This is a genomic window from Pseudomonas sp. W4I3, from assembly GCF_030816195.1.
GTDB lineage: Bacteria > Pseudomonadota > Gammaproteobacteria > Pseudomonadales > Pseudomonadaceae > Aquipseudomonas.
On sequence record NZ_JAUSXS010000001.1, the window covers coordinates 2,074,622 to 2,100,901 of the forward strand.

Below are 26,280 nucleotides of genomic sequence, written 5' to 3' on the forward strand. Positions count from 1 at the left end.
CTTACTGAGGGGAAACTTCGGTTTTTGGTTTGCCGAAGTGCCATTCGTAGACCACGAACTTGAAGTCCTTCAGGTCGCCCTTGGCGTCGAAGCTGAGCTCACCGGTAGGGGTCTTGAAGGTACCCGCGTGGATGGCCTCGGCCACCTTGGCGGTGTCTTCGCTCTTGGCAGCCTTGATACCGCCGGCGATCACTTCGATGGCCGAGTAGGCTGGGAACACGAACGGACCGGTTGGGTCCTGCTTGTTCTTGGCGAACTCTTCAACGATGGCCTTGTTGGCCGGATCGGTGTCGAAGGATTTAGGCAGGGTCACCAGCAGGCCTTCGGAAGCGCCTTGGGCGATTTGCGAGATGGAGTCGTTGCCGACGCCTTCCGGGCCCATGAACTTGGCGTTCAGGCCTTTTTCCTTGGCTTGGCGCAGAATCAGGCCCAGCTCAGGGTGGTAGCCGCCGTAGTAGACGAAGTCGACGTTGGCTTGCTTGAGTTTCTGGATGATCGAGGAGAAGTCCTTGTCGCCGGCGTTCAGGCCTTCGAAGACGGCAACCTTGGTGCCTTTTTCTTCAAGGGTTTTCTTCACGGCGCTGGCGATGCCTTCACCGTATTGCTGCTTGTCATGCAGCACGGCAACGATTTTCGGCTTCACGTGGTCGGCGATGTAATTGCCGGCCGCCGGGCCTTGTGCGCTGTCCAGGCCGATGGTGCGGAAGATCAGCTTGTAGCCACGGGAGGTGATTTCCGGGCTGGTGGCCGCAGGGGTAATCATGATGACGCCTTCGTCTTCGTAGATATCGGACGCTGGCTGAGTGGAGCTGGAGCAGAGGTGACCGACCACGAACTTGACGCCGTCGTTGACCACTTTGTTGGCTACGGCAACGGCTTGTTTCGGATCGCACGCGTCGTCGTATTCCTTGGCTTCAAGCATCTTGCCGTCCACGCCGCCCTTGGCGTTGATGTCGGCGATTGCCTGCTTGGCACCCATGAATTGCATGTCGCCGTATTGCGTTACTGGCCCGGTCTTGGGGCCGGCAATGCCGATCTTGATGGTGTCGGCTGCGAACGAATGGCCGGCAACCCCAGCCAGGACCATAGCGGCAAACAGTTTGGAAATCTGCTTAGTAGCCTTATTCATAGTGCTCCACTCTTACTGTTGTATTTTTTATAGTTCTAGCGGCCTTGTGAGCTGCAGAACCGGATCAGATATCTCGGATATCCCCCGGCGATGCCCTGGCAACTGTACCGGTACAGTGTAGAGCGCCGGTTGAGCGCTTGAAAAGCTGGCTGCCGGGGGCAAAACCGGGTTGTGTCGCTTTAATGAAAGAAAAAGACAGAATTGCGGCGGGGTGATGCCAGCGTTGCACGCATTCCTTGGCTTTTCCGACACTTTCAATTGCTACCTCATTTGCTACTGGGTTTTTCTGGCTGAGACACGACGCTATGATTGCGCCGATTTTTTACTCAGGTGAACTCCCATGACGCAAGAACCTAGCACCCTCTATGCCAAGCTGCTCGGTGAAACCGCCGAAATTTCCTGGAAGGAGCTCGAACCGTTCTTTGCCAAGGGTGCCCTATTGTGGGTCGACGCTGGCCTGGATTTGATCGAGGCGGCCGAGGCGATGGCCGAAGACAATCGCGACAAGGTCGCTGCCTGGCTGGCTGCAGGGAGCCTCGGCGAAGTGTCTGCGACGCGGGCGGTGGACTTGGTCGCACGAGACCCGGGCTTGTGGGCGGTGGTGGTGTCGCCCTGGATTTTGATCCAGGAAAGGGCGGCGTAAGAAGCTGCTGCTCGATATTGGTGCGCCGAATGTGCCTCGGCAAGTGTGTAGCCGAGTAACCGCTTGAGCGGTGATGGCACCTTGCCGTAGAGAAAGGTCACAGGTGACGGTGACGTTAACGTCACGGGAACAGTTAGGGGGCCGGGGCGAGGGCAGGGGAATTGTTTCAACGTATTAAACCCTCGCCCCGTCAGCGAATCGGCCTCACGATCGAAGGCGGGTTGGTGCGCGCCGCAGCCGGTTCCTTCGCTGGCAGGGGGTCTTTATTGCTACCCGTGCCGATCGTGTGGAGCGGGTTGCGTATCTGCATGCCTTGCATGACGCCGATGATGTCGTTGAAGGCCACCGCCGGGCTCAGCAGGTAACCCTGAATGAAGTCGCAGCCATGCTGCAGTAACAGCTCGAATTGTGCTTGAGTCTCCACCCCTTCGGTCACCACCTCCAGGTGCAAGGTATGCGCCATGCCGATGATGGCCTGGACGATTTCGCTGTCGGCGGTGGACTTGGGGATGTCCTGGATAAACGAACGGTCAATCTTCAAGGTGTTCAGCGGCAGGCGCTTGAGGTAGGCCAGCGATGAATAGCCGGTGCCGAAGTCATCGATCGCCAGGGATACGCCCAGGGCGCGGATCTGCCGCAACAAGGCCAGGGTGCTGCTGATATTGCCCATCAACGCGTTTTCGGTGACTTCCAGCTCCAGGCGATTGGCGGCAATGCCGGCAAAGCGCAGCGCGGCTTCGATTTCGTCTGCCAGTTCATCGCGGGCCAGGTTCAGGGCCGAGCAGTTCACGGCCATGGTCAGCTCGGTGTAGCCGCGATCCGACAGCAGGCTCAGATCATGGCAGGCCTGGCGCAATACCCAGTGGTCCAGTTCAGCAATCAAGCCGTTGCTCTCGGCGATTCCGATAAAGCGGTCCGGAGCCAGCAGCCCGTGTTGCGGATGCTGCCAGCGCACCAGGGCCTCCAGGCGCGTGACCTTGCCCAGTTTCATGTCGAAGATCGGCTGATAGAACAGCACCAGTTCATTACGCGTGCGCAGGGCGGCGCGCAGTTCTTCTTCCAGTTGCAGCTCAAGGAAGGCGCGGGTTTTCAGGTTGGAACTGAAGAAGTGCAGACTGTTGCGCCCGGCGTCCTTGGATTGGTAAAGCGCCAGGTCGGCGGTTTTCAGCAGTTCTTCGCAGGTCTGGCCATCCTCGGGAAACAGGCTGATACCGATGCTGGTGGTCATGACCATGCGTCGGCCCGCCAACTCGATGGGTTCTTTCATTTTTTGCATGATGCGCTGGGCCATATGCCGCGCTTCTTCGCGATGATGGATGTTGATCAGGATGCAGAACTCATCCCCGCCAAAGCGCGCCACCACGTCGGCATGGCTGCGTACCGAGCTTTTGATATGGCTGGCCAGCACGGTGAGCAATTGATCACCGGCATCATGTCCAAGGCTGTCGTTGATGCGCTTGAAGTGGTCAATATCGAGGAAGATCACCGCCATCATGCCGTTGGTTGCGGTTTTTTCCGCGACTTTTTCCGCGAAAATCTGGTTGAAGCCCCGCCGGTTGAGCAAGCTGGTCAGCGCATCGTAATGGGCCACCTGTTGCAACGAGGCACGGGCCTGGTCCAGTTCGCTGAGCAGCGCGTTGACCCTGCGCAGGTCACGTTCCTTGTGCTGCAGCTTCTTGTCGGCCAGGGCCGCGCTGATGCTGCTGCCGATGACCAGCAAGGTAATCACCGCCACCGACAGGCCCAATTGCAACGGATTGTGATCGATCGGCAACTGCAGATTCGAGCCATTCGGTATCAGCATTTGCATGGCTGCCATACCGGTGAAGTGCATGCTCAGGATGCCGGCACCCAGCACCAGGCTGGCGGCGTATTTGAGCAACTGGTGAAACACGCCGGTACCGTTGCGCAGGTAGCTCGACAGCAGCAACGCTGCCAGGCTGGCACCGATGGCAATCGCGACCGATGCCATGAACAGCCCGGACTCGAAGTACACCTGGGCCTGGGAGCGCATGGCCGACATGCCGACGTAGTGCATCAGGGCGATACCCAGGCCCATCCACACCGAGGCCAGCAGGTACTGGTCGAATCGCAGATGCGCATGACTGAGTGTCTGCATGGCGAACAGCGAAGCGATCAGGGCGATGACCAGCGAGACGAAGGTCATGATCAGTTCGTAATGAATGGCGATGGGGGCCTGGAAAGCCAGCATGCTGATGAAGTGGGTCGACCAGATACCGCCCGCCAGGCAACCGGCGCCCAACCATCGCCAGCGGCGGCGGGCCTTGGGGTCTTCTACATGGCCGACGCGTTCGGCCATGTCCAGCGTGCCGAAGCCCGCCGCGCAGGCGACCAGGTACGCCAGCAGCACCAGAAAGGGGTTATGACTGCAATTGAGTAATAAGTGCCCGTTGTCTGGAAGGTCGGTGAAAAAGTGCAGCCCCAGCCATTCCATAGCATGTCCCGTCATAGAGTCGCGTCACTGCCTGAGGCGATGACCTATGAGGTCGAGTATAGAAGCCTCGGAGGATTTGCCACGGATAATGGCACTTTGATTTCAATTATTTCGACATGCCAGCCATAGCGTTTGATGCTAAGCGCTGATCGGCAACGCCAGCTCGAAAGGCGGTTCTTCGAGGGGCGCCAGGCCGAAGGCGGCGCGGGCGGCATCGCAATCGATGTTTTGTTCGCCCTGGCTCCATGATGCATCGAACTCGCGGCAGGGGCTCGAGCGCTGTTCATAAATCGTGCAGCGTGTGCCTTTGCCCACTTCGCCCTCAAGGCTGCAGCAGCGTGCCGGCTTCTGGTCGGTTCCGATCATTGCCACGCGGGTGGGGTTGATCTGTACCACGAGGTCATCGGGCACTGTGCCGCCCGATGAGGCGCACTCGCCCCAGAAGAAAGACACACGAAAGTATGAACAGCAGGCACCGCAATTCAGACACGGACTGGCTTCGGACATGAGCGTCATCAATAAAGGATAGGTAAGAGGGGAACTGCGGGAAGGCTCGCCATTCTATCGGGGCCATGGCCGTTGGGAAGAGGGGCTCACACATATATTTTCGTCAGGAAAGTCCCGTAATACCGGGTGAAATCACGCCCTATCAGCTTTACGAATCATTACAGACAAGCGCTGCCAGCCCGCCTATGTTGCAAAGACCCGAGCAGGATGCAGTGGGCATCGCAGCTCTCATAACAATAAAAGAGACGGACCCATGCAGAACTCGACCCAAGCGGCGAATGCCTGGCGCATTCTGTTCCTGCTGTTCCTCGCCAACCTGTTCAACTTCTTCGACCGTACCATCCCGGCGATCATCATCGAGCCGATCCGCATGGAATGGCACCTGAGCGACTTCCAGCTGGGGATCATCGGCACCTCTTTCACCATCGTCTATGCCATCGCCGGGTTGCCGCTGGGGCGTTTGGCCGACACCGGTTCGCGCAGCAAACTGATGGGCTGGGGACTGTTTGCCTGGAGCGGGCTGACGGCGCTCAATGGTTTGGCCGGCAGTTTCTGGAGCTTTCTGTTGGTGCGCATGGGCATTGGTATCGGCGAAGCCAGCTATGCCCCTGCCGCCAATTCGTTGATCGGTGATCTGTTTCCCGCCCATCGTCGTGCGCGCGCCATGGGGATCTTCATGCTCGGCCTGCCGTTGGGCCTGTTGCTGGCATTCTTTACCATCGGCTGGATGGTCAAGGCGTTCGACAGCTGGCGTGCGCCGTTCTTTATTGCTGCCGTACCGGGGCTGATCCTCGCAGTGTTCATGTTCTACATCAAAGAGCCCAAGCGCGGCGCGGCGGAAACGGTGCAAGTGCCTCAGGAGCGCGTCGACCGTCCGATCCGCCGCGTACTGGCGGTGCCTACCTTCCTGTGGCTGGTGCTGGCCGGGTTGTGCTTCAACTTTGCCACCTATGCGTGCAACTCATTTCTGGTGCCGATGCTGCAGCGTTACTTCCTGATGCCGTTGCAGGATGCGGCGGTGGCCACCGGTGTCATCGTTGGCGTGACGGGCCTGGTGGGCCTGACCCTGGGTGGCTGGATTGCCGACAAGATCCATCAGCGCGTCGCTAATGGCCGGCTGCTGTTCGCGGCGTGCAGCCTGATTATCTCCACGATCACCACCGGCTGGGCATTGCACGCCGGGCGTATCGAGATCGGCGTGTTCGTCGTGCTGTTCAGCGTTGGCTGGCTGTTTGCCTATAACTTCTATACCTGCGTGTACACGGCGATTCAGGACGTGGTTGAACCGCGCCTGCGGGCCACGGCGATGGCGCTCTTCTTTGCCGGCTTGTATCTGTTGGGCGGGGGGATGGGGCCGATTGTGGTGGGCGGGCTGTCTGACCATTTTGCGCATGCGGCGATGTACGCGGCGGGGGCGCAGCAGATGACCGAGGCGTATAAAGCCGTCGGTTTGCATGACGCCATGTACCTGATTCCGGTGGCGTTGTTCCTGACCATGCTGTTTCTGTTCCAGGCGTCGCGCAGTTTTGTGCGTGATGCCAAGCGGATGAAAGAGGGGCTGGGTGCGGTTGAGGTGCCGGCTGTGGTGGCGACGGCTTGAGATTGAGGTGATGCTATCGGGAGCAAGCCCCCTCCCACACTGACTGCGTTCACACATCAAAATGTGGGAGGGGGCTTGCCCCCGATGAGGCCCGCAACGCCAGCGGTGTTCTCAAGTGAATAAAAAAGGCCCGCATTGCGCGGGCCTCTTTCATTCAGCGCAGGATCAACCCGCAACCAATACCCGAATCGCTTCCAGTCGCAGCGCCGCCTTGTCGAGCATGGCCAGGCCTTGCTCGCGCTGGTTGCGCAGGGCGACCAGCTCGCTGTCGCGTACGGTCGGGTTGACCGCTTGCAGCGCGGTCAAACGCGCCAGTTCTTCGTCGGTGTCCGCCGCCAGGCGACGCTTGGCTTCGGCCACTCGCTCGGCGTGGCGCGGGGCGATCTTCTCTTCGCCGGCATTGATGCGCGGCGTCAATTGGTCGCGTTGGGCCTGCACGAACTTGTTGGCGCTGGCCCGTGGCACGCTTTCCAATTGGTCGTTCAAGGTCACGAACGACACGCGGCCGGACAGGTCATTGCCATTGGCATCCAGCAGACAGCGCAGGGCCGCCGGTGGCAGGTAGCGACCCAGTTGCAGCGAGCGCGGAGCAACCACTTCGCTGACGTACAGCAGCTCCAGCAATACAGTGCCTGGCTTGAGCGCCTTGTTTTTGATCAGCGCCACGGCGGTGTTGCCCATGGAACCGGACAGCACCAGGTCCATGCCGCCTTGCACCATTGGATGTTCCCAGGTGATGAACTGCATGTCTTCACGCGACAGCGCCTGGTTGCGGTCGTAGGTGATGGTCACGCCTTCGTCGTCGCCCAGGGGGAAGCTGGCGTCGAGCATTTTCTCGCTGGGCTTGAGGATCAGCGCGTTTTCCGAATGGTCTTCGCTGTCGATGCCGAAGGCGTCGAACAGGGTTTCCATATAGATCGGCAGGGCAAACTGGTCGTCTTGCTCGAAGATGTCCTCGACCAGCGCATCGCCTTCACCGGCGCCGCCGGAGTTGAGTTCAAGCAAACGGTCGCGACCGGTGTGCAGCTCCTGTTCCAGGCGCTCGCGCTCGGCGCGGGCTTCGTCGATCAGGGCCTGCCACTCGTCGTCGTCGGCGTTTTCCAGCAGCGGCAGCAAGCGCGGGCCAAACTGATGCTGCAAGGCGTTGCCGGTCGGACAGGTATTGAGGAACGCGTTCAGTGCTTCGTGGTACCACTGGAACAGGCGCTCTTGCGGGCTGGTTTCCAGGTACGGCACGTGCAGTTCGATCACGTGTTTCTGGCCGATCCGGTCCAGGCGGCCGATCCGCTGTTCCAGCAGGTCGGGGTGGGACGGCAGGTCGAACAGCACCAGGTGGTGGGAGAACTGGAAGTTGCGGCCTTCGCTGCCGATCTCGGAGCAGATCAGCACCTGGGCGCCAAACTCTTCATCGGCAAAGTAGGCGGCGGCGCGGTCACGCTCGAGGATGTTCATGCCCTCGTGGAACACCGTGGCCGGAATGCCGGAGCGCACGCGCAGGGCGTCTTCCAGGTCCATGGCGGTTTCGGCGTGGGCGCAGATCACCAGGACCTTGGTGCGCTTGAGCATTTTCAACTGGTCGATCAGCCACTCGACGCGTGGGTCGAAGCGCCACCAGCGATTGTCTTCCTCGATGTCCGGCTGCGACTGGAAGCTGACTTCCGGGTACAGCTCGGCATGCTCGCCCAGGGGCAACTCAAGGTATTCGTCCGGGTTCGGCAGCGGGTAGGCGTGCAGCTTACGCTCGGGAAAACCCTGCACGGCGGCGCGGGTGTTGCGAAACAGCACACGGCCGGTGCCGTGGCGGTCGAGCAGTTCCCGCACCAGGCGTGCGCTGGCTTCGCTGTCGCCATCGTTGACGGCGGTGAGCAAGGCTTCGCCTTCGTTGCCGAGGAAACCCTGGATGGTCTTGTGCGCAGCAGGCGACAAGCGCCCCTTGTCCAGCAGCTCCTGCACGGCTTCGGCCACCGGGCGGTAGTTCTCGCTTTCGGCGCGGAAGGCGTGCAGGTCGTGGAAGCGGTTCGGATCAAGCAGGCGCAGGCGCGCAAAGTGGCTGTCCTGGCCCAGTTGTTCCGGCGTGGCGGTGAGCAGCAGCACGCCAGGAATCACTTCGGCAAGTTGCTCGACCAGCGAGTACTCGGCGCTGGCCTTGTCTTCGTGCCAGACCAAATGGTGGGCTTCGTCGACCACCAGCAGGTCCCAACCGGCGGCGAACAGCGCGTCCTGGGCCTTCTCGTCGTCCACCAGCCATTCCAGGGCGACCAGCGCCAGCTGAGTGTCTTCGAACGGGTTGGTGGCATCGCTTTCGATAAAGCGCTCTTCGTCAAACAGCGCAACCTGCAGGTTGAAGCGGCGGCGCATTTCCACCAGCCACTGGTGCTGCAGGTTTTCCGGAACCAGGATCAGCACGCGGCTGGCGCGGCCCGACAGCAACTGGCGATGGATCACCAGGCCGGCTTCGATGGTCTTGCCCAGGCCCACTTCGTCGGCCAGCAATACCCGCGGCGCGATACGGTCAGCGACTTCGCGGGCGATGTGCAGTTGGTGGGCGATCGGTTGCGCGCGCACGCCGCCCAGGCCCCATAGCGAGGACTGCAGCTGGCGGCTGGTGTGTTCCAGGGTGTGGTAGCGCAGCGAGAACCAGGCCAGCGGGTCGATCTGCCCGGCGAACAGGCGGTCGCTGGCGAGGCGGAACTGGATGAAGTTCGACAGTTGGGTTTCCGGCAGGGTGACCTGCTCGTTCTGCCCGTTGAGGCCGTGGTAGACCAGCAGGCCATCGACGTCGTCGACTTCCTGTACGGTCATTTTCCAGCCTTCGAAATGAGTGATGCTGTCGCCCGGCGAAAACCTCACGCGGGTGAGGGGCGCATTCCGTAGCGCATACTGGCGAGTATCGCCAGTGGCCGGATAGAGCACGGTCAACAAGCGGCCGTCCTGTGCCAGAACGGTGCCTAACCCCAGCTCTGCTTCGCTGTCACTAATCCAGCGTTGCCCCGGTTGATACTGCTGCGCCATGCTGCCTGACTCCCGCCGTGAAAAAGCCGACTATCTTAACGGAACAAGGCCCCACGCCCAAGGACTCTGACAAAAGTACTCTGACAAAAAGTACTCTGCTGCGCAGGGGCCCACAGGCCGAATCGACGGGTGGCGGGCACTCACAAGTGTCGACTGGGTCACAGCTTGACGAGCAAGTGTTCAAGTCGCCCCAGGAGGCGCCGACAGCCTGTTGACCAGGAGAATCAAGATTATGTTGCCACCCATGCTGCCCGTCAGCGTTGTGCCGGTCACGTCGCAACTCGATCCCGTGCGCCAGAAGCCGGATATACCGCCCGTGGTGCCGGTTCAACCGGGCTCCAGCGAGAGCACCATCGACCTTAAGAAAGGCGATGCCGAGCAATCGAGCTTTCTGCTGCGCGAGGAGCAGCGCCGCCAGCAGGAACAGCAAAAACGCCGGCGTGAAGCCGACAATGACCCTGATCAGCACCTGCCGATCCCCGGCGATCTGCTCAACGCCGACAACACCGTCCCCGTGGCACCGCTGATTGAAGACGCGCCGCGCCAGGGCCTGTGGGTGGACATCGAGGTTTAATCGCGTGTTTTTTGTCGCCCGCTGATTTGCCGCCGAGCGCAGGAGGCCGCATTATTGGGCACTCCCGCCATAATGTAAGCCACGCCATGAGTGATGATGACAAGCTGATCGACCTGAATGCCGAACGCGCCAAGCGTGTGCATGACCTCAATGACAAACGCCTGAATGAAGTGCGCCAGGCCTTTGAGCAGGCGATGCCCTTGGGTAAGCCCAAGAAGAAAACCAAGAACAAGCCAAAAAAACGTTGAAGCAACTTGCTTCAATTGATGCAGGTCAGTTATTGCCCTTCTTTACGCCCCGTCGTGGGCGACATTGATCCCCGTCAATTTTTCAATCCGCCTTCTCCATTAACTTAGCCCTATCGCAACAGGGCAAGTGCAGGAGGCCGGTCATGTTTATCGATAACGTGGTATTTGCCGGAGTGCTGACCGTCAGTCTCATGGTGCTGTTTTTTGTAGGATTTGGGATTTTTATCTGGAAAGACGCAAACAAGCGTAAAAAACCTTAAGTTTTTCCGGGTTACAGGGGCACGCAAGGCATTTTGGGCGACTTCGGTCGCCTTTTTTTTTGCCTGCGGTTTAACTAAGGTCCCCACATTTATTCATCGTCCGCAGATTCCAGGCGTAAAAAAAGGTGCGGTCCTCGCGGATCGCACCTTTTTCGTTACTGGCAGCTATCAGCTGCCCAGCGCCTTGGACGCCAGCCAGAACAACCCGGCCGAGAGGGCTACGGTTGCCGGCAGGGTCAACACCCAAGCCATCAGGATGGTCTTGACCGTGCCACCTTGCAGGCCGCTTTTATTGGCGACCATGGTACCGGCCACGCCAGAAGACAGCACGTGGGTGGTGGACACCGGCAGGGCGAAGATATTGGCAAAGCCGATCATGGTGGCCGTGGTGATCTGTGCCGACATGCCTTGGGCGTAGGTCATGCCTTGCTTGCCGATCTTCTCACCGATGGTCAGAACCACGCGCTTCCAGCCCACCATGGTGCCCAGGCCCAGGGCCAGTGCGACCGCAAGAATCACCCAGAACGGCGCGTACTCGGTGGTAGCGGTCAGGTCCTTGCGCAGCTTGTCCAGGTCAGACTTCTCACGCGCATCCAGGCCAGGCAGCTTGCCGACTTTCTTCGCGGTGTCGTCCAGGCAAAGCAGGTAGCGACGGACTTCAATGCGATGATCGGCACTCAACGAGTGGTAGTCGGAAACGCCTTTGAGCGTGTCAACAAGCGCGTTGATGGTCGGCTCGGTCTGCTGCGGGTTGCACTGGAACTTGCCTGGCAGATCGTCCTTCACGCTTTTGCCCAGCGCCAGGAACTCGCCGAGGGTGGCGTTGTTACGCTGGTAGAACTGGCTCAAATGCACAGTGGCATCGCGAGTACGCTCGATCTGGTAGGTGGTGCTGCCCAGGTCGAGAACGAACTGCGCCGGCACGATACCGATCAGCACGAGCATGATCAGGCCGATGCCTTTCTGGCCATCGTTGGAGCCGTGCACGAAGCTTACGGCCATGGCCGAAATCACCAGAACCAGGCGGTTCCAGAACGGCGGATGCTTCTTGTCGTCAAGCTTGCGGCGCTGGTCCGGGGTCTTGTGCATCTTGGACAGCGGACGCCACCACTTCAGGCCGATCAGCACCAGGGCTGCGACGAGGAAACCGGCCATCGGCGAAAACACCAGGGACGCACCGATATCGATCGCTTTCTGCCAGTTCACACCGTCAGCCAAGGGAATATCGTTGATCAGGGCATTGGCCAGGCCTACACCGAGGATCGAACCGATCAGGGTGTGGGAGCTGGAGGCGGGGATACCGAAGTACCAGGTGCCCAAGTTCCAGGTGATGGCCGCCGCCAACAATGAGAAGACCATCGCCAGACCATGGCCGGTGTTCACATTGATCAGCAACTCCACCGGCAGCAAATGCACGATGGCGTAGGCGACACCCACACCCCCGAGCAATACGCCGAGGAAGTTGAACACCCCGGAGAAAAACACGGCCAGGTGCGGCGGCATGGCTTTGGTATAGATGACTGTGGCCACCGCGTTAGCGGTGTCATGAAAGCCATTGATGAACTCGAAGGCGAGGACAAAGGCAAGGGCGAGCAACAGGCTCACTAGAACCCAGGCATCCAGTCCGCTGAATAAATCGATCATGAAGGTTTTCTGACCCGGTCGTAAGGGGGCGCGATTATGCCAGAAAACCTCGGTAATCGATGCATTAGCTGCTCATCGGTAAAAATCTACCTGGAAAAAAATCGCTCGAAACAGGCGCATCCCAAGGTTTTCGGGGCTTTGGCAAGTCTTTGATTTCTATAGTCGGGGCGCAAAAAGACGCGGTTTCGTCACAAAAAAGTCATGTGTGAAACATTTGTATGAAATTTCGTTGAAAGTCGTAGGGCGCCGACCAGTGGCCGGCAGGATCCGCTGGCTTGCGCCGGTGGTAGTCCGGCGAAGGCAGCAAAACCCTGGAGACTCGACTCAAGAATGCTCACGGCTCTTCGGCTTTGAGTTCCTGCTCGATCTTGTGTATTTCCTGGGCGAATGCCTGGTCCAGCAGGCTGGCGCGTTTGCGCCATGGCTTACGTTCCGGCTCAGGCTGGGCGGCGTAGGTGGTGACTTCCCCGCCGTAAACGTCCTTGTAACGTTGCTCCTGGCGCTCAAGTTCCGCGCGCAGTTCATCTTTCGTCACAGTTTTACCTAATGTTGAGTTGAGTTTAATAAAGGTGCGACGTCATGCCAAAAGGCAGCCTCGGTGTGTGCCAACTTGAACAGATGCCCTGTCCAGGTTTGAAGTAGGCACCCCAAATCGCTGTTCAATCCGATACTTTAATCATCCCCGCGCTCTGAATGCGGCGCCGGGCGAGCTCTGGTCCCAATAGGTAAATTGGGCTGACCTCTGCACAGGCTGCATTATAGCGATGCATCTGGATAACGCTATCGGCATAAAGTTAAAAAAGCTTCAAGTTCATGTTTGAGTTTTGTTACATCACACCTTAAGTGTCGGTGAAAACTATCTAAGCGGTCTGCTTTCTTGGGCATGCCTGTGCAGCTGGCCGGAGGGCGGCAAATTGCGATAATCGAATGATCGTCCGATAATCGCCCAATGTTGCCGCCCCTGCCTTGTACATCTGCACCGGCGCAGCTTGTAATAGCAGCCAACCCTTCTGTGGTTGAAAACAAGAAAAAGGATCCCTGAAATGAACGATCAATTGCGCAACTCCTTCGCGTCAGTGGCGCCGCCGATCGTGGCTTCACCGGCCAAGCGCATCCAGGCATTCACCGGTGATCCGGATTTCATGACCTCCCTGGCCCGCGGCCTGGCCGTGGTGCAAGCGTTTCAGGAGCGCAAGCGTCACCTGACCATCGCCCAGATCAGCCATCGCACCGAGATCCCGCGCGCTGCCGTGCGCCGTTGCCTGCACACCTTGATCAAGCTCGGCTACGCCACCACCGATGGCCGTACCTATTCGTTGCTGCCCAAGGTGCTGACGCTTGGCCATGCGTATTTATCGTCCACACCCTTGGCCGTGTCGGCCCAGCCTTACTTGGACCGCATGAGCGAACAGCTTCACGAGGCCTGCAACATGGCGACCCTTGAAGGCGACGACATCCTGTATATCGCCCGATCCGCCACCACGCAGCGCCTGATTTCCGTCGACCTTTCCGTGGGCGGTCGCCTGCCGGCGTACTGCACCTCCATGGGCCGCATCCTGCTGGCCGCCCTGGATGATGCCTCGCTGCAGGACTACCTCGACCACGCCGATCTGCAAACCAAGACCAGTCGCACCTTGACCACGCCCGAAGCCTTGTTCGAATGCCTGCAGCAGGTACGTCAGCAGGGCTGGTGCATTGTTGACCAGGAATTGGAGCAGGGCCTACGTTCAATCGCGGTACCGGTTTACGACGCGTCCGGCCAGGTGCTGGCCGCACTCAATGTCAGCACCCACGCCGGACGGGTCAGCCGCAGCGAGTTGGAGCAGCGCTTTCTGCCGAGCATGCTCAGCGCCAGTCGCGAGCTGAGTACGCAGCTGTTTGCCTAAGCGTTCGGTGACCGCACAGATCCCGGCTTGATCAATTGACGCTGTTTCCCCTGGCTTATTACTGTGCGGCAGCGCTGTAGAGCGCGCTCCAATAATAATGGCGACCCCCCGGTCGACCGCCCGCCATCGGTGTGGAATAAAAATAATGAATCAGCCATCTGTCGGTACCACCCTGGACGTTCAGTCCTTCATCAATGCCCAGCCTTTGTCACGTTATCAATGGCGTGTAGTGATCCTGTGTTTCCTGATTGTCTTCCTCGACGGCCTCGACACCGCCGCCATGGGCTTTATCGCGCCTGCGCTGTCCCAGGATTGGGGCATCGACCGCGCCAGCCTCGGCCCGGTGATGAGCGCCGCGTTGATCGGTATGGTGTTTGGCGCGCTGGGTTCCGGCCCGCTGGCCGACCGCTTCGGGCGCAAAGGTGTACTGGTGGGCGCGGTGCTGGTGTTTGGTGGCTTCAGCCTGGCGTCGGCCTACAGCAGCAATGTCGACCAACTGCTGGTGTTGCGTTTCCTGACCGGTCTGGGCCTGGGTGCTGGCATGCCCAACGCCACCACGCTGCTCTCCGAATACACCCCCGAACGCCACAAGTCGCTGCTGGTGACCAGCATGTTCTGTGGCTTCAACCTCGGCATGGCCGGTGGCGGGTTTATCTCGGCCAAGTTGATCCCGGCCTTCGGCTGGCACAGCCTGTTGCTGATCGGTGGCATCCTGCCTTTGATCCTGGCCGTCGTGCTGCTGGCGTGGTTGCCGGAATCGGCGCGTTACCTGGTGGTGCGTAACCGTGGTACCGACAAGGTGCGCCAAACCCTGTCACCGATCCAGCCAGCTATCGTTGCCCAGGCCACCGCCTTCAGCGTGCCGGAGCAAAAGACCGTCAAGGCGCGCAACGTGTTCGCGGTGATTTTCTCCGGCACCTACAGCGCCGGCACGCTGTTGCTGTGGCTCACCTACTTCATGGGCCTGGTGATTGTTTACCTGCTTACCAGTTGGCTGCCGACCCTGATGCGCGACAGCGGCGCCAGTATGGAGCAGGCCGCGTTTATCGGTGCCTTGTTCCAGTTTGGCGGTGTATTGAGCGCCGTGGGCGTGGGCTGGGCGATGGACCGGTTCAACCCGCACAAGGTGATTGGCACCTTCTACCTGCTGGCCGGCGTGTTTGCCTACGCGGTTGGGCAGAGCCTGGGCAACATCACTGTATTGGCGACCCTGGTGCTGATTGCCGGGATGTGCGTCAACGGGGCGCAATCGGCGATGCCTTCCCTGGCGGCGCGCTTCTACCCAACCCAGGGCCGCGCCACCGGCGTTTCGTGGATGCTCGGCATTGGTCGATTCGGCGCGATCCTGGGGGCGTGGATGGGCGCGACCTTGCTGGGCCTGGGCTGGAACTTTGAACAAGTGCTGACAGCGTTGGTGATCCCGGCTGCACTCGCCACTGCTGCCGTGGTGATCAAAGGCATGGTCAGCCACGCCGACGCGACCTGATCTCTGGCACGGCCAAAAATGTTGGAGGGGGCTTGCCCCCGATAGCGGTGGGTCAGTTGAGTAATTTGTGACTGATATACCGCCATCGGGGGCAAGCCCCCTCCCACATTTGAATTGCATTCGCTTAGAAGATTAGGTACGCAACAATCCGTTCGATAATCGAACGCTGAGTCGATTATCGGATTGTTCGGCCCATGTCCCCGGCTTAACCTTCAAGCACTTCGGCGCCACCTCAGCGCCTTTTTCGATCAACATCGGGAGCTCAACCCCATGGCTGAAATTCTCACCCTGCGCGATGCGGTCAAGCGCTTCGTGAACGACGGCGATACCGTCGCCCTCGAAGGCTTCACTCACCTGATCCCTACAGCCGCAGGTCATGAAATCATTCGTCAGGGCAAGAAAGACCTGACGCTGGTGCGCATGACGCCTGACCTGATCTACGACCAGTTGATCGGTGCCGGCTGTGCGCGCAAGTTGATTTTCTCCTGGGGCGGCAACCCTGGCGTGGGCTCCTTGCATCGCCTGCGCGACGCCGTGGAAAAACAGTGGCCGCAGCCGCTTGAGATCGAAGAACACAGCCATGCGGACTTGGCCAACGCCTACGTCGCCGGCGCCTCCGGCCTGCCGTTTGCGGTGCTGCGTGCCTACGCCGGTTCTGACTTGCCCAAGGTCAACCCGCTGATCAAGACCGTCACCTGCCCGTTCACGGGCGAGGTGCTGGCGGCGGTGCCGTCGGTACGCCCGGATGTCACGGTGATCCATGCGCAGAAAGCCGACCGCAAGGGCAACGTGCTGCTCTGGGGCATTCTTGGGGTGCAGAAGGAGGCGGCCCTGGCGGCCCAGCGCTGCATCGTCACCGTCGAGGAAATCGTCGATGACCTGAATGCGCCCATGAACAGCTGCGTGCTGCCCACCTGGGCCTTGACTGCGGTGTGCCACGTGCCGGGTGGCGCGCACCCGTCCTACGCCCACGGCTACAACGAACGTGACAACCGTTTCTACCAGGCGTGGGACCCAATCGCCCGCGACCGTGAGACGTTTACCGCCTGGATCGACGAGTACATCCATGGCACCGCCGACTTCCGCGCATTCCAGGCCAAGCTGGCCACCCAGCAGGAGGCCAAGTAATGGCTTACTCCACCAATGAAATGATGACCGTCGCCGCCGCGCGCCGCCTCAAGAATGGCTCGGTGTGCTTCGTCGGCATCGGCTTGCCGTCCAAGGCGGCCAACCTGGCGCGCCTGACCTCATCGCCTGACGTGGTGCTGATCTACGAGTCCGGCCCGATTGGTGCCAAGCCATCGGTGCTGCCGCTGTCCATCGGTGACGGTGAGCTGGCGGAAACCGCCGACACCGTGGTGCCCACCGGGGAAATCTTCCGCTACTGGCTGCAAGGCGGGCGCATTGACGTTGGCTTTCTCGGCGCGGCTCAGGTTGACCGCTTCGGCAACATCAACACCACCGTGGTCGGCGATTATCACCAGCCCAAGGTACGTTTGCCGGGTGCCGGCGGCGCGCCGGAGATCGCCGGTTCCGCCAAGAGCGTGTTGATCATCCTTAAACAGTCGTCCCGTTCGTTTGTCGACAAGCTGGACTTCATCACTTCGGTCGGCCACGGCGAAGGCGGCGATTCGCGTAAGCGCTTGGGCCTACTGGGCGCCGGTCCCGTCGGCATCATCACCGACCTGTGCATCATGGAACCGGAGCAGGGCACCCATGAGTTCGTGGTCACTGCGTTGCACCCAGGCGTGACCCGTGAGCAGGTAATAGCGGCGACCGGTTGGGCAATCCGTTTTGCCGACCACGTCGAAGTCACCGCCGAACCGACCGAGGTTGAGCTGAACGCTCTGCGTGACCTTGAGGCACGCACCGCAGCCGCCCACGGCCAAGCACCCGGAGAAGCCTGATGCGCGACGTCTTTATTTGTGATGCCATTCGAACGCCCATCGGCCGTTTCGGCGGTGGCCTGTCCACGGTGCGTGCCGATGACTTGGCGGCATTGCCGATCAAGGCACTGATGGAGCGCAACCCAACGGTGGATTGGAACGCGGTTGATGAAGTGTTCCTCGGTTGCGCCAACCAGGCCGGCGAAGACAACCGCAACGTGGCGCGCATGGCGCTGCTGCTGGCGGGCCTGCCGGAGACTGTTCCCGGCGTGACCCTCAACCGCCTGTGCGCCTCGGGCATGGACGCCATCGGCACGGCCTTTCGCGCGATTGCCAGTGGCGAGATGGAGCTGGCGATTGCCGGTGGCGTCGAGTCGATGTCCCGTGCGCCGTTCGTGATGGGCAAGGCCGATGCCGCGTTTTCGCGCAACATGAAGCTTGAAGACACCACCATCGGCTGGCGCTTTATCAACCCGTTGATGAAAGCCCAGTACGGCGTGGATGCGATGCCGCAGACCGCCGATAACGTCGCCGACGACTACGCCATCTCCCGCGCCGATCAGGACGCGTTCGCCCTGCGCAGCCAGCAGCGTACCGCCGCCGCCCAGGCTGCCGGCTTCTTTGCCGAAGAAATCGTGCCGGTGCGGGTCGCGCATAAAAAAGGCGAAACCCTGGTGGAGCACGACGAGCATCCCCGGGACACCAGCCTGGAAGCGCTGACCAAACTCAAACCGGTGAACGGCCCGGACAAGACCGTTACCGCGGGCAACGCCTCGGGCGTCAACGACGGTGCTGCCGCGCTGATCCTCGCCTCTGGCGAAGCCGTGAAGCAACACGGCCTCACCGCGCGCGCGCGGGTATTGGGCATGGCCAGCGCCGGTGTCGCCCCGCGTGTGATGGGTATCGGCCCGGTGCCGGCAGTACGCAAGCTGGTGGAACGACTGGGGCTGGCGGTCACTGATTTCGATGTGATCGAACTCAACGAAGCGTTCGCCAGCCAGGGCCTGGCGGTGCTGCGCGAACTGGGCCTGGCCGACGATGCGTCGCAGGTCAACCCCAACGGCGGCGCTATCGCCCTGGGCCACCCCCTGGGCATGAGCGGCGCGCGGCTGGTACTGACCGCCCTGCATCAGCTGGAAAAAACCGGCGGACGCAAAGGCTTGGCGACCATGTGTGTGGGCGTCGGCCAAGGCTTGGCCCTGGCCATTGAACGCATCTGATAAAAGAGGACTGTTTCATGAGTGACAAGCCCGGTTACCGGCGCCCGCAAGCGGGCACTCAACCTGATTACCTGCACCCGGCCTACCAGTCGACGAACGTGCGCTCGCCGTCCCAGCCGTTGGTGTTCCTGCCCCATTCCTTGTCGGAAATCACCGGCCCGACCATCGGTGCCGAGCGGATCAGCGCCAAGGACAATGACCTCACCGCCCAGCATGAAGGCGAGCCCCAGGGCGAACGCATCATCATTCACGGGCGCGTATTGGACGAAGACGGCCTGCCAGTGCCCGGCATCCTGGTGGAGATCTGGCAAGCCAACGCTGCCGGTCGCTACAACCACAAGCGCGACCTGCACGACGCGCCGCTGGACCCGAACTTCAGCGGCACCGGACGCACCGTCACCGACGCCGAAGGCTGGTACCAGTTCCAGACCATCAAGCCTGGCGCCTACCCGTGGGGCAACCATCACAACGCCTGGCGCCCGGCGCATATTCACTTTTCGCTGTTCGGCCCGAGCGTGCTGACGCGCCTGGTCACGCAGATGTATTTCCCCGGCGACCCGCTGCTCGAATACGACCCGATCTACAACTGCGTGCCGGACACCCGCGCCAAGCAACGCCTGATCGCCAGCTTTGACCTGGAAAAAACCATTCCTTCCTATGCCCTCGGCTACCGCTGGGACATCGTCCTGCGCGGCCGCGACGCCACGCCGATGGAGAAATGAGATGAGCCTTTACGCAACCACGTCCCACACTGTCGGGCCGTATTACCACATCGGCCTGACCTGGCTGAACCGCGAAGACCTGACCGTCGCCGCCACCCTCGGCGAACGCGTGGCGATCAGCGGGCAGGTGGTGGACGGCAACGGTGATGTGGTCAACGACGCCATGCTCGAAGTCTGGCAGGCGAACGCCGCCGGCAAGTACGACCACCCGGAAGACGAGCAGGACAAAGCGGTAGATCCCAACTTCGAAGGCTTTGGCCGCGTGCCGGTAGATGCCGAAGGACGCTTTCGCTTTACCACGATCAAGCCGGGCTGCGTGCCGGGGCTTAAGGGCACGACCCAGGCGCCGCACCTGGTGGTGCTGGTGTTTGCCCGTGGGTTGGTCAAGCACCTGCTGACGCGAATTTATTTTGACGGTGAAGCGTTGAATGGCGATGACGCGTTGCTGGCGTGTGTGCCGGCGCAGCGTCGCGGTACGTTGATTGCCAGGCAGGATGCGGCTGGGGTTTATCAATGGGATGTGGTTTTGCAGGGGACAGACAGGGAAACGGTGTTTTTCGATTATTGAGTTGGCGGTAGGGCCTCATCGGGGGCAAGCCCCCTCCCACATTGGATCTATGTGAACCCTATCAAGTGTGGGAGGGGGCTTGCCCCCGATAGGGCCCTTCCAGACAACACAGATCCAAAAGTCTGCTTGCGGAACATGGTTGTTGCAAAGTATGTCTAGGCTATAACCGTTCCCATTGAGTGAAAAAACATGACAACAACAACGAGTCACTACACCGGAGAAGAACGCAGCAAACGGATTTTTGCGATTGTCGGTGCTTCCTCCGGCAACCTGGTCGAATGGTTCGACTTCTACGTCTATGCCTTCTGCGCCATTTATTTTGCCCCGGCGTTTTTTCCGTCGGATGACCCCACCGTGCAGCTGCTCAACACCGCTGGCGTGTTCGCTGCCGGGTTCCTGATGCGACCTATCGGCGGCTGGCTGTTTGGCCGGGTGGCCGACAAGCATGGCCGCAAGAACTCAATGATGATCTCGGTGCTGATGATGTGCGCCGGTTCCCTGGTCATCGCCTTCCTGCCCACCTACAACGCGATCGGTGCCTGGGCGCCGGCGCTGCTGTTGGTGGCGCGGCTGTTCCAGGGCTTGTCGGTGGGTGGCGAATACGGCACCACCGCCACCTACATGAGCGAAGTGGCGCTCAAGGGCCAGCGCGGTTTCTTCGCCTCGTTCCAGTACGTGACCCTGATCGGCGGGCAGTTGCTGGCGGTGTTGGTGGTGGTGATCCTGCAACAGATCCTCACCGAAGAAGAATTGCGCGCCTGGGGCTGGCGGATTCCATTCGTGATCGGCGCCATTGCGGCGGTGATCTCGCTGCTGCTGCGCCGCACCCTCAAGGAAACTACCAGCAAGGAGATGCGCGAGGACAAGGACGCCGGCAGCATCGTTGCGCTGTTCCGTGATCACGGTAAAGCGTTCGTTACGGTGCTGGGCTACACCGCCGGCGGCTCGCTGATTTTCTATACGTTCACCACTTACATGCAGAAGTACCTGGTGAACACCGTGGGCATGCACGCCAAGACCTCCAGTTACATCATGACCGGTGCGCTGTTTCTCTACATGTGCATGCAGCCGCTGTTCGGCATGCTGGCCGACAAGATCGGCCGGCGCAATTCCATGCTCTGGTTCGCCGGCCTCGGCACGCTGTTCACGGTGCCGATCCTGCTGACCCTGAAAACCGTCACCAGCCCGTTCCTGGCCTTTGTCTTGATTACCCTGGCCCTGGCAATCGTCAGCTTCTATACCTCCATCAGCGGCCTGGTCAAAGCGGAGATGTTTCCGCCTCAGGTGCGTGCCCTGGGCGTAGGCCTGGCGTATGCGGTGGCCAACGCGGTGTTCGGCGGTTCGGCGGAAGTGGTCGCGTTGGGCCTGAAGTCCATCGGCATGGAAAACACGTTCTACTGGTATGTCACGGCGATGATGGCCGTGGCGTTCCTGTTCAGCTTGCGCCTGCCCAAGCAGGCCGCTTACTTGCACCATGATTTGTAAGGGATGAGTTATGACGCTGCGCACGAGCAACCAACTGTTCGACGCTTACTTCACCGCTGACAGCATGGCCGAAGTGTTCTGTGACCAGGGCCGCTTGCAGGGCATGCTGGATTTCGAGGCCGCGCTGGCCCGCGCCGAGGCCCAGGTCGGGCTGATCCCACAGGCCGCCGTGGCCCCGATTGCCCAGGCCTGCCTGGCCTCGCTGTATGACGTGGATGCGCTCAGCGTGGCGATTGCCACGGCGGGCAACTCTGCCATTCCGTTGGTCAAGGCGCTGGGCAAGTTGATTGCCGCTGAAGATGCAGGGGCCGAGCGCTATGTGCACCTTGGCGCCACCAGCCAGGATGTGATGGACACCGGCCTGGTGTTGCAACTGCGCAGCGCGCTGGCGTTGATCGAAGCGGACCTGGCGCGCCTGGGCGACGTGCTGGCCGCCCAGGCGCAGCGGCATGCGTCGACCCCCTTGGCGGGCCGCACCTGGCTGCAACACGCCACGCCCGTCACCCTGGGCATGAAAATCGCCGGCTGGCTGGGCGCGGTGACGCGCAGTCGCCAGCGCCTGATGGAATTGAAACCGCGTTTGCTGGTGCTGCAGTTTGGCGGTGCGTCAGGCACCCTGGCCGCGCTCGGTGAACAGGCCATGCCGGTGGCGCAAGCCTTGGCCGCGGAGTTGCACCTGGTCTTGCCCGATCAGCCCTGGCACACGCAGCGTGATCGCCTGGTGGAGCTGGCCAGCGTGCTTGGCCTGATCGCCGGCAGCCTCGGCAAGCTGGGCCGTGACATCAGCCTGTTGATGCAAACCGAAGCGGCGGAAGTGTTCGAGCCCTCGGCGCCGGGCAAGGGCGGTTCGTCGACCATGCCCCACAAACGCAACCCGGTCGGCGCCGCCGTGCTGATCAGCGCCGCGACCCGCGTGCCTGGCCTGGTGGCGACGCTGTTCAGCGCCATGCCCCAGGAGCACGAACGCAGCCTGGGACTGTGGCATGCCGAATGGGAAACCTTGCCCGAGATCTGCCGACTGGTGTCCGGCGCGCTGAAGCAGGCGTTGCTGGTCAGCGAAGGCTTGGAGGTGGATGCCGAGCGCATGGCCCGCAACCTCGACCTGACCCAGGGCCTGGTGCTGGCCGAAGCCGTCAGCATCGTGCTGGCCCAACGCCTGGGCCGCGAGACGGCGCACCACCTGTTGGAGCAATGCTGCAAACGCGCCGTTGCCGAGCAGCGGCATTTACGTGCCGTGCTGGCGGATGAGCCGCAGATCACCGCCGAGTTGTCGTCGGCCGAACTGGACCGCTTGCTCGACCCGGCCAACTATCTGGGCCAGGCCCGTACCTGGGTCAGTCGCGCCGTGACCGAACACTTTGGATTGACTGCGTAAGGAGACCGCTGTGGCTTTCGTACAACTCGCCGAGGGCGAACTGCATTACCAACTCGATGGGCCCGCCGATGCACCGGTACTGGTGCTGTCCAACTCCCTGGGCACCGACCTGCATATGTGGGACATCCAGATCCCGGCGTTCACCGAACATTTTCGGGTGCTGCGCTTCGACACCCGAGGCCATGGCCGCTCGCTGGTCACCGAAGGGCCCTACCGCATCGAACAGCTGGGCCACGATGTACTCGCGCTGCTGGATGCGCTGGGTATCGAGCGCGCGCATTTTTGCGGGCTGTCCATGGGCGGGTTGATCGGCCAGTGGCTGGGCATCAACGCAGGCGCGCGGCTGAACCGCCTGGTGGTGTGCAACACCGCCGCCAAGATCGGCACGCCTGAGGTGTGGAACCCGCGTATTGAAATGGTGTTGCGCGATGGCGCGGCGGCGATGGTCGCGCTGCGCGATGCCTCGATTGCGCGCTGGTTCACCGCCGACTTTGCCGCCGCCCATCCTCACCAGGCCAACCAGATCACCGACATGCTTGCGGCGACCTCGCCCGAGGGTTATGCCGCCAATTGCGCGGCGGTGCGCGATGCCGATTTTCGTGAGCAACTGGCCTCAATCAAGGCCCCGACCCTGGTGATTGCCGGCACTGAAGACGCGGTGACACCGCCGGCCGGCAGCCACTTTATCCAGAACCATGTGCGGGGCGCCGAATACGCCGAGTTCTATGCCGCGCACCTGTCCAATGTCCAGGCCGGCGCTGCCTTCAGCGACCGCGTCATTGAATTTCTGCTGGCCCGTTGAGGAGCTTTTTCGTGGACGAGAAACAACGTTATGCCGAAGGTCTGCAGGTGCGCCGCGAAGTGCTGGGCGACGCCCATGTCGAGCGCAGCCTCAATGCGCTGACCGAGTTCAACAGCGAGTTCCAGGAAATGATCACCCGCCATGCCTGGGGCGACATCTGGACTCGCCCTGGCTTGCCACGGCACACCCGCAGCCTGATCACCATCGCCATGCTGATCGGCATGAACCGCACTGACGAGTTGAAGCTGCACCTGCGTGCCGCCGCCAGCAACGGCGTGACCCGCGCCGAAATCAAGGAAGTGCTGATGCAAAGCGCGATCTACTGCGGGATACCGGCGGCGAATGCAACGTTTCACCTGGCCGAGTCGGTGTGGGATGAGCTGGGCGTCGAGTCCCGCGAGACCTGACTCTGGAATACAGGCAAATGTGAGAGGGGGCTTGCCCCCGATGACGGTATGTCAGTCAGCAGATGCAGTGGCTGAACCACTGCTATCGGGAGCAAGCCCCCTCCCGCATTTTTGATCTCTGCATTCTGTTGAGATCAGTTGGAATCGGCATCCCACACCCAGTTCCACACCCCCGGCAGGTGCACCGGCTCGTTCACATCCTTGACCGTCCGCGCCAGGGCCGCGCGTTGCAGCGCCGCACGGTCGGTGTAGAACGGCTCGGTGGCGGTCTTCAGGCCGTTGATGCGTGCGCTGTCCATCAGGATCTGCAGGTATTCCTGCATATGCCGTGCGGTGTAGCGGTTGATGTCGTGGAAGGTCACCACCACCGGGATCACGCCGTCCACCGAGGGCAACTCACCCAACGCGATGCGCTCACGCACCACCGACAGTTGCCGGTACAAGTTGGCGCGGCGACGGGGGCTGGCGTTGAAGCCCCAGATTTTGCCGTCATTGGCACTCAGGTCGGTCAGCAATACCTGCATGCCGTGGCGCTGGTAGGCGGCAAACGTGCGGCGGTCGTAGTTCCAGAACGGTGGCCGCACCAGCAGCGGCGGTGCGCCGGTAATGGCGGCAATGTGGGCGGCGCCTTCGGTGAGGGTGCGCTCCAGCTCGGCGTCATTGAGCCAGCGATGATTGGTATGAAACGCCGTCGCGGTGTGAAAGGCCAGGACATGGCCGGCGGCGTACTCGCGCTCCATGGTCTTGCGCCCGCGTGCGCTGCCCCCTGAACGGGCGGCTTCGGTCTGCAGGAAAAACACCGCCTTGATCCCCGGCAACACCGGGTTATTGGCCAGGTCGGCCACCACCGAACGGCTCGGGTTGTTGTACCCGGAGGCACTTGGGCCGTCGTCGAAGGTCAGCAGAAAACGGATCGGCGCCTGGGCTTGCAGGCGCTGCTCGGTCTGCGGTGTCAGGGCGATGGGCGAGCCGATACAGCCCGTCAGGCTCAGGGCCAGGGCAAACACTGTGAGTGCTGTAGCGAAGGTTTTCATGCTGTGCGCAGGCCCGAATGAAAGGCCGCTGCTGGGTCGATCAGCAGCGGCAGGCGCGCACCATACAGTAACTGCGGCGCCGGTTTACAGCAGACTTATCGGGTAGCTGACGATCAACCGGTTTTCATCGAACTCGTTATTACTGTAGTCACGACGCATGCTCGAGTTGCGCCAGCGCACCGTCAGGTTTTTCAAGCCGCCGCTTTGCACGGTGTAGCCCAGTTCGCTTTCGCGTCCCCATTCCTTGCCGTCGGTCACCGTGCCGGTGTGCACGTTGCTGCCGCTGATATAGCGGTTCATCAGGGTCAGCCCCGGTACGCCAAGGGCAACGAAGTTGTAGTCGTGGCGCACCTGCCAGGATTTCTCCTGGGCGTTGTCGTAGCTGGAGTTGTAGCTGTCGTTGGCCAGCGTGCCGCCGCTGGTGCCATTGACCCGCATCCAGGCGCTGTCGCCGGTGAGTTTCTGCAGGCCGATGTAAAAGGTGTTGCCGCCGTGGCGGGCTGATAGCAGGCCGGACCAGGTCTTGTTGTCCAGGCTGCCGGCGCGGGCGCTGCCGTCGTCCTTGCCATAGAAGAACCCCAGGTTAGCGCCCAGCGTCCAGTCGCCCACAGGCTGGGTGTGGATCAGGTTGAGAAATTGCTGGCGGTAGATGTCCTTGAGCTGGGCATTCCATACCCCGACTTGCGTGCGTTTGTCGTTGAAGGCGTACTCGGCGCCCTGGAAGTTGAAACGGTCGGACGTGAACGCGGTTTTGCCGGTCATCGACATGTCGCGCATGCTGCTGTCGTCCCGTGGGCTGTTGGCACGGAACTGGCCGCCGTACAGGGTCAGGCCGTCGATTTCCTTGGAGGTGATCTGCCCGCCGCGCAGGGTTTGCGGCAGTGAGCGGCCGTCGTCCGAGCGCAGGATCGGCAGCACCGGCATCCATTCGCCGACTTTCAATTCAGTCTTGGAAAGGCGTGCCTTGAACGCCACGCCCAGTCGCCCGAATTCATCGGCTGGCCGGCCGTCGTGGTCCAGCGGCAATAACTGCGTGCCACCGGTGCCGCGCCCGCCGTCGAGCTTGAGCGAGTACAAGCCCAGCACGTCCACACCAAACCCCACCGTGCCTTGAGTGAACCCGGACTTGGCGTCGAAGATGAAACTTTGCGTCCACTCCTGCGCGCCGCCCTGGGTTTTGGTCGGGTTGGTGTAGTTGCGATTGAAGAAGAAATTGCGCAGGTTGAGGTTGGCACTGGCGTCTTCGAGGAAGCCGTGTTCCTCGGCGGCGACAGGCAGGGCAAGACTGGCGACAGCGGTTGCCAGCAAGAGCCGGCGCGGGTGGAAAGTGCTCATGG

Annotated in this window: 24 protein-coding genes; 16 read left to right on the forward strand and 8 right to left on the reverse strand. The window is 61.3% G+C overall.

Annotation, left to right across the window (positions count from 1 at the left end):
* Nucleotide 1: 1 nt before the first annotated feature.
* Nucleotides 2-1,129 (reverse strand): branched-chain amino acid ABC transporter substrate-binding protein, encoded by a 1,128-nt coding sequence (locus QF045_RS09410; protein ID WP_124385500.1) that lies wholly within the window; start codon nucleotides 1,127-1,129, stop codon nucleotides 2-4.
* A 340-nt stretch (nucleotides 1,130-1,469) separates the two neighbouring features.
* Here QF045_RS09410 and QF045_RS09415 point away from each other — a divergent pair, with 340 nt between their 5' ends.
* A complete protein-coding gene (locus QF045_RS09415) occupies nucleotides 1,470-1,772 on the forward strand; it encodes a DUF2288 domain-containing protein (RefSeq protein ID WP_306491961.1) in 303 nt (100 codons plus the stop codon).
* 190 nt (nucleotides 1,773-1,962) lie between these two features.
* On the opposite strand, the gene QF045_RS09420 is transcribed toward QF045_RS09415, so the two are convergent.
* Complete coding sequence (locus QF045_RS09420; RefSeq protein ID WP_306494873.1) at nucleotides 1,963-4,227, reverse strand: bifunctional diguanylate cyclase/phosphodiesterase; 2,265 nt, start codon at nucleotides 4,225-4,227, stop codon at nucleotides 1,963-1,965.
* Between the two features lie 138 nt (nucleotides 4,228-4,365).
* Entirely contained in the window at nucleotides 4,366-4,734 is a 369-nt protein-coding gene (locus QF045_RS09425; RefSeq protein ID WP_306491962.1) for a YkgJ family cysteine cluster protein, read from the reverse strand.
* 253 nt (nucleotides 4,735-4,987) lie between these two features.
* On the opposite strand from QF045_RS09425, the gene QF045_RS09430 reads away from it, so the two are divergent.
* Entirely contained in the window at nucleotides 4,988-6,334 is a 1,347-nt protein-coding gene (locus tag QF045_RS09430; protein ID WP_306491963.1) for an MFS transporter, read from the forward strand.
* A 165-nt stretch (nucleotides 6,335-6,499) separates the two neighbouring features.
* On the opposite strand, the gene rapA is transcribed toward QF045_RS09430, so the two are convergent.
* Nucleotides 6,500-9,346 (reverse strand): RNA polymerase-associated protein RapA, encoded by a 2,847-nt coding sequence (gene rapA / locus QF045_RS09435; RefSeq protein WP_306491964.1) that lies wholly within the window; start codon nucleotides 9,344-9,346, stop codon nucleotides 6,500-6,502.
* Nucleotides 9,347-9,578: 232 nt separating this feature from the next.
* Between rapA and QF045_RS09440 the strand changes: the two genes are divergently transcribed.
* The 3 genes from QF045_RS09440 to ccoM all read left to right on the forward strand — a co-directional run bounded on the left by QF045_RS09440 (nucleotide 9,579) and on the right by ccoM (nucleotide 10,428).
* A complete protein-coding gene (locus tag QF045_RS09440; protein ID WP_306491965.1) occupies nucleotides 9,579-9,920 on the forward strand; it encodes an aspartate-semialdehyde dehydrogenase in 342 nt (113 codons plus the stop codon).
* Nucleotides 9,921-10,006: 86 nt separating this feature from the next.
* Complete coding sequence (locus tag QF045_RS09445) at nucleotides 10,007-10,168, forward strand: hypothetical protein (protein WP_164485559.1); 162 nt, start codon at nucleotides 10,007-10,009, stop codon at nucleotides 10,166-10,168.
* A 143-nt stretch (nucleotides 10,169-10,311) separates the two neighbouring features.
* Nucleotides 10,312-10,428 (forward strand): cytochrome c oxidase subunit CcoM, encoded by a 117-nt coding sequence (ccoM, locus tag QF045_RS09450; RefSeq protein ID WP_003172387.1) that lies wholly within the window; start codon nucleotides 10,312-10,314, stop codon nucleotides 10,426-10,428.
* Nucleotides 10,429-10,596: 168 nt separating this feature from the next.
* Here ccoM and QF045_RS09455 read toward each other — a convergent pair whose 3' ends face one another.
* Nucleotides 10,597-12,072 carry an inorganic phosphate transporter gene (locus tag QF045_RS09455; protein WP_306491966.1) on the reverse strand — a complete coding sequence of 492 codons (1,476 nt, stop codon included), beginning with the start codon at nucleotides 12,070-12,072 and terminating at the stop codon, nucleotides 10,597-10,599.
* A gap of 334 nt (nucleotides 12,073-12,406) precedes the next feature.
* A complete protein-coding gene (locus QF045_RS09460) occupies nucleotides 12,407-12,607 on the reverse strand; it encodes a hypothetical protein (protein ID WP_306491967.1) in 201 nt (66 codons plus the stop codon).
* A gap of 508 nt (nucleotides 12,608-13,115) precedes the next feature.
* Between QF045_RS09460 and pcaR the strand changes: the two genes are divergently transcribed.
* The 11 genes from pcaR to pcaC all read left to right on the forward strand — a co-directional run bounded on the left by pcaR (nucleotide 13,116) and on the right by pcaC (nucleotide 23,909).
* Nucleotides 13,116-13,958 carry a pca regulon transcriptional regulator PcaR gene (pcaR, locus tag QF045_RS09465; RefSeq protein WP_124361666.1) on the forward strand — a complete coding sequence of 281 codons (843 nt, stop codon included), beginning with the start codon at nucleotides 13,116-13,118 and terminating at the stop codon, nucleotides 13,956-13,958.
* Nucleotides 13,959-14,103: 145 nt separating this feature from the next.
* Complete coding sequence (locus QF045_RS09470; RefSeq protein WP_306491968.1) at nucleotides 14,104-15,444, forward strand: MFS transporter; 1,341 nt, start codon at nucleotides 14,104-14,106, stop codon at nucleotides 15,442-15,444.
* A 270-nt stretch (nucleotides 15,445-15,714) separates the two neighbouring features.
* Complete coding sequence (locus QF045_RS09475; RefSeq protein ID WP_306491969.1) at nucleotides 15,715-16,572, forward strand: CoA transferase subunit A; 858 nt, start codon at nucleotides 15,715-15,717, stop codon at nucleotides 16,570-16,572.
* Nucleotides 16,572-17,351: a CoA-transferase subunit beta gene (locus QF045_RS09480; protein WP_306491970.1), complete on the forward strand. Its 780-nt coding sequence runs from the start codon at nucleotides 16,572-16,574 to the stop codon at nucleotides 17,349-17,351. The genes QF045_RS09475 and QF045_RS09480 overlap by 1 nt, the downstream gene beginning before the upstream one ends.
* On the forward strand, nucleotides 17,348-18,550 hold the full coding sequence (gene pcaF, locus QF045_RS09485) for a 3-oxoadipyl-CoA thiolase (RefSeq protein WP_306494874.1): 1,203 nt from the start codon (nucleotides 17,348-17,350) through the stop codon (nucleotides 18,548-18,550). Before QF045_RS09480 ends, pcaF begins: the two co-directional genes overlap by 4 nt.
* Nucleotides 18,551-18,567: 17 nt before the next feature.
* A complete protein-coding gene (gene pcaH / locus QF045_RS09490) occupies nucleotides 18,568-19,272 on the forward strand; it encodes a protocatechuate 3,4-dioxygenase subunit beta (RefSeq protein ID WP_306491971.1) in 705 nt (234 codons plus the stop codon).
* Between the two features lies 1 nt (nucleotide 19,273).
* A complete protein-coding gene (gene pcaG, locus QF045_RS09495) occupies nucleotides 19,274-19,840 on the forward strand; it encodes a protocatechuate 3,4-dioxygenase subunit alpha (protein ID WP_306491972.1) in 567 nt (188 codons plus the stop codon).
* A 189-nt stretch (nucleotides 19,841-20,029) separates the two neighbouring features.
* Nucleotides 20,030-21,325, forward strand: coding sequence for an MFS family transporter (locus tag QF045_RS09500; protein WP_306491973.1), 1,296 nt, complete (start codon nucleotides 20,030-20,032; stop codon nucleotides 21,323-21,325).
* A 10-nt stretch (nucleotides 21,326-21,335) separates the two neighbouring features.
* Nucleotides 21,336-22,700 carry a 3-carboxy-cis,cis-muconate cycloisomerase gene (locus tag QF045_RS09505; protein ID WP_306491974.1) on the forward strand — a complete coding sequence of 455 codons (1,365 nt, stop codon included), beginning with the start codon at nucleotides 21,336-21,338 and terminating at the stop codon, nucleotides 22,698-22,700.
* Between the two features lie 10 nt (nucleotides 22,701-22,710).
* On the forward strand, nucleotides 22,711-23,502 hold the full coding sequence (pcaD, locus tag QF045_RS09510) for a 3-oxoadipate enol-lactonase (protein ID WP_306491975.1): 792 nt from the start codon (nucleotides 22,711-22,713) through the stop codon (nucleotides 23,500-23,502).
* Between the two features lie 11 nt (nucleotides 23,503-23,513).
* A complete protein-coding gene (gene pcaC, locus QF045_RS09515; RefSeq protein ID WP_306491976.1) occupies nucleotides 23,514-23,909 on the forward strand; it encodes a 4-carboxymuconolactone decarboxylase in 396 nt (131 codons plus the stop codon).
* A gap of 134 nt (nucleotides 23,910-24,043) precedes the next feature.
* Here the strand turns inward: pcaC and QF045_RS09520 are convergent, their stop codons facing one another.
* Together QF045_RS09520 and QF045_RS09525 are read right to left on the reverse strand one after the other, a co-directional pair.
* Nucleotides 24,044-24,943, reverse strand: a complete 900-nt coding sequence (locus QF045_RS09520) for a polysaccharide deacetylase family protein (RefSeq protein ID WP_306491977.1) — start codon at nucleotides 24,941-24,943, stop codon at nucleotides 24,044-24,046.
* Between the two features lie 84 nt (nucleotides 24,944-25,027).
* On the reverse strand, nucleotides 25,028-26,278 hold the full coding sequence (locus tag QF045_RS09525; RefSeq protein ID WP_306491978.1) for an OprD family porin: 1,251 nt from the start codon (nucleotides 26,276-26,278) through the stop codon (nucleotides 25,028-25,030).
* Nucleotides 26,279-26,280 lie beyond the last annotated feature (2 nt).